Raw genomic sequence first — 1,822 nt, 5'->3', positions numbered from 1 at the left:
ATCGCCAAAACCAACGCGCAAGTCACCATCCGCCAGAATGGCTACGTGATTTATCAGAGCTACGTGCCTGCCGGGGCGTTTGTCATCAACGATCTCTACCCTACCGCGGGCAGTGGCGATCTGAACGTCACCATTACTGAAGCCGATGGCAGTGAACAGCGCCTGGTGGTGCCTTTCGCCTCGGTGCCGGTATTGCAGCGTGAAGGGCAACTGAAATACAGCCTCGTCGGCGGGCGCTATCGTCCGGCCGATAGCCAAGTGGACGAAACCCCCTTTGCTCAAGGCAGCCTCATTTACGGTTTGCCTTGGGGGATGACAGCCTACGGCGGCGTGCAGACCGCCAGCCACTATGACGCCATTGCGTTGGGGCTCGGCAAGAATATGGGGCCGATCGGTGCGTTCTCTGCCGATGTCACCCAAGCCCGTGCTGCCTTGGCGGAGGATCACAGCAGCAGCGGCCAGTCCCTGCGCCTGCGTTACGGCAAGAGCTTTGCTGATAGTGGAACCAACGTCAGCCTGGCAGGGTATCGCTACTCAACCAAAGGGTTCTACACGCTACAGGAAACGCTGGATACCTACACCCAGTCGGCCAAGTTGCAGTCAGATTACCTATTACATAAGCGCAGCCGAGTGGAGTTGACGGTTAACCAGAATCTGGGGCAACAGGCCGGTTCTCTGTCACTGAGCATGGTGGATGAAGGCTATTGGAATGGGCAGAAAACCCGCTCCACCAGCGTGGGCTACAATAATAGCTGGCGCAGTATCAGCTATGGCATCAACTACAGTTACAGCAAGAATGCGGTCGGTAGCAACGGTAACGATCATCTGTTGGCATTGAACGTGAATATCCCGCTGTCCGGTTGGTTCAATAACTCCTGGGCCAGCTACAGCATGAACAGCAGTAACCAGGGGCGGGTCAGCCACAACCTGGGTCTCAGTGGCACCGCGCTGGAGCAAAACAATCTGAACTGGTCCGTAGCACAGGGCTACAGCAGCCAACAACACGGCAGTAACGGTAACCTGTCAACCAGCTATCAGGGCGGCAGCGGCCAGGTCAATGCGGGCTACAGCTACGGCAGCCAGCAGCAGCGGTTCAACTACGGCGTTCAGGGCGGCATTCTGGTGCATGAAAACGGTGTCACCCTGTCACAACCGCTGGGTGAAACCGTGGCGCTGGTGAAAGCGCCGGGTGTCAAAGGGGTTAGCGTGGCCAACAATGTCGGGGTAAAAACCGACTGGCGTGGCTATGCCGTGGTGCCTTACGTCACCCCTTACCGCAATAACGCGATCGGACTGGATACGGCAACGCTACCGGATGATGTCGAACTGGAGCTGACCTCAAAAACGGTCACACCAACGCGCGGCGCGGTCGTGGTCGCAGACTATCAACCCCGTATCGGCCAGCGAATCATGATGACGCTGCTGCGCGCCAACGGCCAACCCGTTCCCTTTGGTGCCACGGTAACCGAAGTGGGCGGCAACGGTGAAAATAGCAGCATTGTTGGCGAAGGGGGCCAGGCTTACCTGACCGGGATGGCCGAGAAAGGCACCCTACAGGTGCAGTGGGGCAAAGAGAGTACTCAACAGTGCCGGGTAAATTATCAGTTACCAGCACAACCCAAAACGGCACTAGCCACGGGTGTGGTGATAGTTAACGGTTCCTGTCAGTAAGAAGAGAGAGCGTGATGAAAAAATTATTCAAGATGATTGCGGCGCTGTCACTGGTCTGCACTACCCCGGCATGGGCCTACAGATTTTGTACTCCGTCGGTACCTTCCGTAACGATCAGTGGCGCGACAATGCTGGTCCAGCGGGATGCGAA

General features: G+C 57.1%; 1 protein-coding gene. It reads left to right on the top strand.

All coding sequences use genetic code 11. The features are described 5' to 3' along the window. Positions 1–1,671, top strand: a 1,671-nt coding sequence (locus AC2A1E_RS24005; RefSeq protein WP_484385845.1) for a fimbria/pilus outer membrane usher protein, incomplete at its 5' end; no start/stop codon positions are given. Positions 1,672–1,822 lie beyond the last annotated feature (151 nt).

The organism is Serratia sp. HNCC26DJ206, assembly GCF_057180605.1.
This window is presented reverse-complemented; position numbering and strand designations above follow the sequence as displayed.